The organism is Qipengyuania proteolytica (assembly GCF_019711565.1).
Lineage (GTDB): Bacteria > Pseudomonadota > Alphaproteobacteria > Sphingomonadales > Sphingomonadaceae > Qipengyuania > Qipengyuania proteolytica.
Genome location: NZ_JAIGNN010000002.1, coordinates 1026967 through 1033684, shown reverse-complemented (window position 1 = coordinate 1033684; position 6718 = coordinate 1026967). Strand labels below are relative to the sequence as shown.

Genomic DNA, 6718 nt, shown 5'->3' with positions numbered 1-6718 from the left:
CAAGCCAAGAGACGGGCCTCCCAAACGGCCCCTGAAACGGCCCCAGAGACCGCAAGAATGATGCGGGCGTTACGGATTGGGCGGTGAAAACCTGCCTGTTATCCGCGAGTTGCGAGCGGCCCTGAAGCCAGAGACAAGTGCTGGGGGTCGGTGGCGGAGCAGGAGGGATTCGAACCCTCGATACGGGGTTACCGTATACACACTTTCCAGGCGTGCGCCTTCGACCACTCGGCCACTGCTCCGCATGCCCTGTTCGGGAACGCGCGCGTCTAGCGGTGGCAGGTGGGAATCGCAAGCCGAAGTGGCGGTTGCCTATTTCTCTTTGCGATTTTGATGATACACATTGTCCCAGTGGCGGTGCTGCGCGGATATGCATTCCCTGCGAACACCGTCTCGAAGCCCCTTTCCGCCCTCGAAAACGCGCGGGAAGGGGCTCTCGATTCATGGGGTTGGCGGATTCGCGTGCTCTTGCCTTTCAGCGGCGGCGTGGCATCGTCGCGCGCATGACCAGACCGCTGATTTCGCTCGCCGCAGCCCTCGCGCTCGCTCTGCCCGTGTCCGCGCAGGAGGAGCCGCAGGGCGCGCCTTCTCCGAACGAGATCGTTGCCGAGGCACCGGCGGGGGAGTGGGTGAGGATCCCGGCGGAAGACCTGCTGGTGATGACGCTGGCCCCCGATGCGCAGGGCAATGCCCGCGAAGTCGTCATCCAACTGATGCCCGCGCCCTTCAGCCAGGGATGGGTTGAAAACATCCGCACACTCGCCCGCGCGGGATGGTACGACGACATTACGGTCAACCGGGTGCAGGACAATTACGTCGTCCAGTGGGGCGACCCCAATTACGACAATCCGGAAGCCGAGGGCGAAGCGAAGCCGCTGCCCGAGGGTCTGAGGGTAATGGAGGAGAGCGAATACGAAGCGCCAAGGGTGATGTCGTCTGGCACACGGAATGATCTCGATCCGTCGCGTGACGACAGGTTCTTGGACGCATACGGATTGGGCGCATTTCTGAAGGGTTGGCCGATGGTCATTAAGGGGAACTCACATTGGCCCGTTCATTGCTACGGCATGGTCGGGGTCGGGCGCGGGATGTCGCCGGATACGGGCTCGGGTGCAGAACTTTACACGGTGATCGGCCATGCGCCGCGCCATCTCGACCGTAATATCGCGCTGGTCGGGCGGGTGATCGAGGGGATGGAGCACCTGTCCTCGCTGCCGCGCGGGCACGGTGACCTCGGCTTTTATGCGGCCTACGAGGCGGACAAGCGCACGCCGATCCTCTCGGTCCGTGTCGCCAGCGATTTGCCGGAAGCCGATCCGGCCTCAAGTAGCGAAGCGGTAGGCCAAGATACACGCCCCGCGTTCGAGTTCCTTTCGACCGAGAGCGAGACCTTCGCCCGTTATGCCGATGCGCGCGCCAACCGGCGCGACCCCTTCTTCATCGTGCCGGCGGGCGGGGCGGACATCTGCAATATCCCAGTGCCCGTGCGGCGCGTGGGCGGGTGAGCGACATCCATCATTGCGAGCACCCAAAGGGTGCCCGGCAACCCAGAGTGGCAAGCTGGGTTGCTTCATCGCTTCGCTCCTCGCAATGACTGAAAGATTGCAAATCACCGCCGAAATCCGGCGCTGGGAGGGCGGGAAGGCGGTCTATCATGTGGTGAGCGTCGGCGGCGATGCGGCCGAGGCGATTACCATGCACGAGCGCCTTCACCGCCTCGAGTTCGGCGGCAGGCGCGGGTTCGGCTCGGTCAAGGTTATCGCGAAAGTCGGCGAGACGCGGTGGAAGACTTCCGTGTTTCCGTCGAAGACCGGCGAGTGGTGGCTGCTGGTCGGCAAGAAGGTGTTGAAGGCGGAAGCACTCGCGGCGAGCGAATTGGCCCATGTCGAGCTCGAATTGCTGTGAGGCGAGGGCAGCATCACAAGGGTCTCGCGATCCTAACCGCATGCGGGCTGGCTCTCGCAACGGTGGCGGTTGTCATCGACCTCGTATCGCCCAGCGGAGAAACGCTCTGGCACATGATCGCGGCACCGGAGGAAGACGGGCTCTGGCGTTTCGAGAGGATCGACGGGCGCGACGTATCCCGCGTCGGCTATTCGGTCCGCGTCCACTGGGGCGAAGTGTCCGAATGGTACGACGGCTGCAATCATTGCGGGACGAGCGACGAAGGCATGCGGTCCTGCACCTTACAGGCTTGTGCCGAACAACCTTACGACAGACTATACTTCCGCTTCTCTCGCGGCGATCCAGCAATACGGGTGGACGGCGACTGGATGGTGATGACCGTCGCCGGGCACAGTGCAGAGCTGACCCGCTTCACCGAGCAGGTGATCTAGACGCGCTGCATCAGCTCGATGCGGTTGCCGAACGGGTCGGCGATGTCCCCGCGGACGTAGCCGTCCAGCTTCTTGCCCGGCTTGAACGGGATGCCGGCCAGTTCGAGCCTTGCGATCAGGGCACGCAGGTCTTTGACCAGCAGCGCCGGATGCGCGCGGCGCGCGGGCAGGAAGCCATCCTCGACCCCGCAGTGGATCGCGATGCCGTCACCTTCGAACCAGCAGCCGCCGTTGACCGCGAGGTGGGCGGGCTTGGCGATTTCGTCGAGCCCCATGATATCGCCCCAGAACAGGCGCGCATGCGGTTCGCCGCCATGCGGCATGGCGAGCTGGACGTGATCGATGCCGGTGAGGTGGCTCATACGCGTTCCGCCTGCGCCACGGCATCGCTCGCTCGAAGGGCGCTGAGGATGCGGGTGAGGTGCGGCAGGTCCTGCACCTCGAGGTCGATCTCGTAGGTGGTGAAGGGATGGTCGAGCTGGGTCTGCTCGAGGCTTTTCACATTCACGTGGTTCTTGGCGAAGATGCCCGCCATTTCGGCCAGCGTACCAGGGCGGTCGTAGAGCGTCACACGCATGCGCCCGACCGCGCCGCGCGACCGCTTGTTCCACGACAGGTCGAGCCAGTCGGTATCGATGCCGCTGGCCAGTTGCGGGCAGTCGATCGCATGGACCTCGACGCCCTCATTGGGCTTGCGGATGCCGACGATGCGGTCGCCCGGAACCGGGTGGCAGCACTCGGCGAGCTGGAAGCCGACGCCCGGGGTGAGGCCGCGGATCGAGAGCGCCTTGCTGCGCGTCCAGTCGGGGTCCTCCTCCATGTCTGCCGTGCAGCCGGGGACGAGGGCTTCCATCACTGCGCGGTCCTCGATCTTGGCCGAGCCGATGGCGTAGTAGAGGTCCTCCTCTTCATCCAGCTCGAGCCGCTTCAGAGCTTCGCGCGTGGCTTTCTTGCCGATCTTGGCGGGGACGCGCAGGGCAATCTCGTCGAACAGCTTCTTGCCGATCTCTGCCACTTCGGCGTGTTCCTTCAGGCGCACGGCGCGGCGGATGGCGGCGCGGGCCTTGCCGGTGACGACAAAGCCCAGCCAGCTCATCTGCGGGTCGGCCTGCGCGCTCTTGATGATCTCCACCACGTCGCCGTTGTTGAGCTGGGTGCGCAGCGGCATGTGGCGCCCGTTGATCTTCGCGCCGACGGTCTGGGCGCCGAGATCGGTGTGGACGGCAAAGGCGAAGTCGACCGGGGTCGAACCCTTGGGGAGCTGGAACAAGGCCCCCTTGGGAGTGAAGGCGAAGATGCGATCCTGGTAGATCGCCATGCGCGTGTGTTCGAGCAGCTCCTCGGCATCGTGGCTGGCATCGACGATCTCGATCAGGTCGCGCAGCCAGCCGACCTGCCCGTCGGGCCGGTCATGTTGCTTGTAGGCCCAATGCGCAGCGTAGCCGAACTCGTTGAGCTTGTGCATTTCGCGGGTGCGAATCTGCACCTCGACGCGCATCGACTTGCCGTAGATCAGCGAGGTGTGGAGGCTGCGATAACCGTTGGTCTTCGGCGTCGAGATGTAATCCTTGAACTTGCCCGGCAGGAACTGCCAGGTCGTGTGCAGGACCCCCAGCGCGCGGTAGCAATCGGCCACATCCTCGGTGATGACCCGGAAGGCCATGATGTCGGTCACCTGCTCGAAGCTGACGTGGCGCTCGGCCATCTTGCGCCAGATCGAATAGGGGTGCTTCTCACGGCCCGAAACCTCGGTCATGATGCCCGCTTCGGCCAGCGCATGCTTCATGTCGAGCGCGATGGCATCGACCTGCCCGCCATCCTCGCTGCGAATCTGTTCGAGCCGCTGGGTGATGGTGGCGAAGGCTTCCGGTTCGAGCTGCTCGAAGGCGAGCATCTGCATCTCGCGCATGTATTCGTACATGCCCACGCGCTCGGCGAGCGGGGCGTAGATATCCATCGTCTCGCGCGCGATGCGCTGGCGCTTCTCCGGGTTCTTGATGAAATGCAGCGTGCGCATGTTGTGCAGCCGGTCACCCAGCTTCACCAGAAGGACGCGAATATCCTCGCTCATGGCGAGGAGGAACTTGCGCAGGTTTTCCGCCGCGCGCTCGTTCTCGGGCATCTGCTCGATCTTGGAGAGCTTGGTCACTCCGTCGACCAACCGCGCGACGTCCGGACCGAAATTCGCCTCGATATCCTCGATCGTCGCCAGCGTGTCCTCCACCGTATCGTGGAGCAGCGCGGTCATGATCGTTTCCTGGTCGAGCTTGAGGTCGGTCATCAGGCCCGCGACCTCGACCGGGTGGCTGAAATAGGGGTCACCCGATGCGCGCGTCTGGGTGCCGTGCTTCTGCACCGTGTAGACATAGGCGCGGTTGAGCAGCGCCTCGTCGGCCTCGGGGTCGTATTCCTGGACCCGTTCCACAAGTTCGTACTGGCGCAGCATCGTCACACCACGATGTGCGGATTCACCCGCCTATTGCAATGCAAAAAACCTGTGCGGTGTGATCGGTTTACTCCGGCGTGGCGGTCGAAACGCTGGCCGTGAGGTAGTCGAAGGTGAACAAGCGGTCCCCGCAGCGGCGCTGGCGGATGCCGTCGGGCAGGGGTGTGTGGGGCAGGCCCGCGTCAGCGGCGGCGCGTTCGATGACGCGCTTGATGAAGCTGCCTTCGGGCCAGCAGGCGGCGTAGCGGGTGCGGCCGTGCTTCCAGCATGCCACGCGATCGTCGCTGCCGGTCATATCGGGCTGCGCCTCGCCTTCAAGGTGGTCGAACCAGCCGGTGCCTTTCCAGCCATCGCCTTCGATCGCGAGGCCGGGTCGCCAGCTTTCGCTCAGCACGACGCGTCCGCCGATCAGCGCCTCGAGCTTGCCCGGCGCGAGGTTTGCCGGGATGCCGAAATCGCTGTCGCGCGACCCGCTGCGCGGGCCGATGACGACCTCGCCCTCGAAGGCTTCGAGGTTCGTGATTAACGTGTCGGAGACGATCGGCTGGCAGGGGACCACGGCCAGCGCGTAGCCATCGAGCGGCGCATCGGGATGGACGATATCGACGTTCAGCCCCAGCCGCCGCAGCGCCGAATAGCAGTGGAAGGCGGCCCATAGCGCGGACTTGCCTTCGCCCTGCGGCTGGATTTGCGTCATCCACTCTGCGGCATAATCGAACACGAGCGCCGCCTGCTTCACCGGCGGACCGGCCGCGCCAAGCGCCGCGAGATCGTCTGCCGCCTGCCGCGCCTCCGCCAGGGCAGGGGCAGGCGTGGCATCGGGGCGGAGCAGGCCCGCATGCATCTGTTCCTGCGCCTTGGGGAATTGCCGCCAGCGGAAATAGCTCAGCATCTCCGCGCCATGGGCATAGGCTTCGAGCGTCCACAGCCGTACCATGCCCGGTAGCGGGGCGGGATTGTGGCGCGCCCAGTTCACCGGCCCGGGCTGCTGTTCGAGCACCGACCAGCGCCCGTCCTTCACGCAGCCGCGATAGAGGTCGTGGTGGAAGGCGGCGATGTCGGGATGGCCCGAATGGGCGAAGCGGCGCTTGTCCTCCTCGGAAAAGCGGAACATCTCGAGGAAGCCCAGCGGGTAGCTGTCCCAGCCGAGCACATCGAGGTCGGCAGCGAGGTCGTAATGGTCGTAGCCGGTGTAGAAGCCCATCGCGTTGTGAGTGATATCGCGGCCGGGCGACAGTTCGCGCAGTATCTCGACCTGCGCCCGGTTGAACCGCACCACCTGGTCGGAGGAGAACCGCCGGAAAGCCAGCCAGTGTGCCGGGTTGGCTTCGGTCACGGTGAGATTGGGCAGCTCGACCTCTTCGAAACTGCGGTATTCCATCGACCAGAACACATTGCCCCAGGCCTGGTTCAGCGCCTCGACCGTGCCGTAACAGTCCGCGAGCCACAGCCGGAAGCCATCGCGCGCAGAGGGTGAGAAGCTCTGCACGGTATCGTGGCAGCCGTATTCGTTGTCGGTCTGCCAGCTGACCACGCCCGGATGATCGCCATATCGTTCGGCGACGGCACGCGTGATCCGCGCGGCCTCTTCGCGATAACCGCCGTGACTGAAACAATAGTGCCGCCGCGAGCCGAACCCGCGCGGTCTTCCCTCGCGATCGAGCGCGACCATGTCCGGCATGCGATCGACCAGCCACTTGGGCGGCGTCGCGGTGGGCGTGCCCATGATGATCTCGAGCCCGGCCGTGTGCAGCGTCTCGACTGCGCGATCGAGCAAGCCCCAGTCGAAGCGACCCGGCTCGGGTTCAATCCGGCTCCAGGCGAATTCGCCGATGCGCACGCGGGTGAGGCCGGTCTCGCGCATCAGGCGCGCATCCTCGGCCCAACGCGCCTCAGGCCAATGTTCGGGATAGTAGCAGACGCCAAGCTTCATGCG

General features: G+C 64.9%; 6 protein-coding genes and 1 tRNA gene. 3 read left to right on the top strand and 4 right to left on the bottom strand.

The genetic code is table 11. The annotated features are described in order from the left end of the window. Positions 1 to 151: 151 nt before the first annotated feature. Positions 152 to 242 (bottom strand) — tRNA-Ser (locus K3172_RS14060). A 261-nt stretch (positions 243 to 503) separates the two neighbouring features. Here K3172_RS14060 and K3172_RS14055 point away from each other — a divergent pair. From K3172_RS14055 to K3172_RS14045, 3 genes are all read left to right on the top strand, one after another. After that, positions 504 to 1505 carry a peptidylprolyl isomerase gene (locus K3172_RS14055; protein ID WP_221591074.1) on the top strand — a complete coding sequence of 334 codons (1002 nt, stop codon included), beginning with the start codon at positions 504 to 506 and terminating at the stop codon, positions 1503 to 1505. A gap of 85 nt (positions 1506 to 1590) precedes the next feature. After that, positions 1591 to 1905: a DUF1905 domain-containing protein gene (locus tag K3172_RS14050; protein WP_221591072.1), complete on the top strand. Its 315-nt coding sequence runs from the start codon at positions 1591 to 1593 to the stop codon at positions 1903 to 1905. Positions 1906 to 1967: 62 nt separating this feature from the next. Beyond that, positions 1968 to 2336, top strand: a complete 369-nt coding sequence (locus K3172_RS14045; protein WP_221591070.1) for a hypothetical protein — start codon at positions 1968 to 1970, stop codon at positions 2334 to 2336. On the opposite strand, the gene K3172_RS14040 is transcribed toward K3172_RS14045, so the two are convergent. The 3 genes from K3172_RS14040 to K3172_RS14030 all read right to left on the bottom strand — a co-directional run bounded on the left by K3172_RS14040 (position 2333) and on the right by K3172_RS14030 (position 6715). After that, a complete protein-coding gene (locus K3172_RS14040; protein WP_221591069.1) occupies positions 2333 to 2698 on the bottom strand; it encodes a VOC family protein in 366 nt (121 codons plus the stop codon). The genes K3172_RS14045 and K3172_RS14040 overlap by 4 nt on opposite strands. Next, positions 2695 to 4782, bottom strand: coding sequence for a RelA/SpoT family protein (locus tag K3172_RS14035; RefSeq protein WP_221591220.1), 2088 nt, complete (start codon positions 4780 to 4782; stop codon positions 2695 to 2697). Before K3172_RS14035 ends, K3172_RS14040 begins: the two co-directional genes overlap by 4 nt. A gap of 67 nt (positions 4783 to 4849) precedes the next feature. Then, positions 4850 to 6715 (bottom strand): beta-galactosidase, encoded by a 1866-nt coding sequence (locus tag K3172_RS14030; RefSeq protein ID WP_221591067.1) that lies wholly within the window; start codon positions 6713 to 6715, stop codon positions 4850 to 4852. Between the last annotated feature and the right edge of the window lie 3 nt (positions 6716 to 6718).

What these genes read in the sequence shown, in the direction of transcription:
- K3172_RS14055 (WP_221591074.1), top strand. Translation starts at nt 504, where the DNA reads ATGACCAGACCGCTGATTTCGCTCGCCGCAGCCCTCGCGCTCGCTCTG.
- K3172_RS14050 (WP_221591072.1), top strand. Translation starts at nt 1,591, where the DNA reads ATGACTGAAAGATTGCAAATCACCGCCGAAATCCGGCGCTGGGAGGGC.
- K3172_RS14040 (WP_221591069.1), bottom strand. Translation starts at nt 2,698, where the DNA reads ATGAGCCACCTCACCGGCATCGATCACGTCCAGCTCGCCATGCCGCAT.
- K3172_RS14035 (WP_221591220.1), bottom strand. Translation starts at nt 4,782, where the DNA reads ATGCTGCGCCAGTACGAACTTGTGGAACGGGTCCAGGAATACGACCCC.
- K3172_RS14030 (WP_221591067.1), bottom strand. Translation starts at nt 6,715, where the DNA reads ATGAAGCTTGGCGTCTGCTACTATCCCGAACATTGGCCTGAGGCGCGT.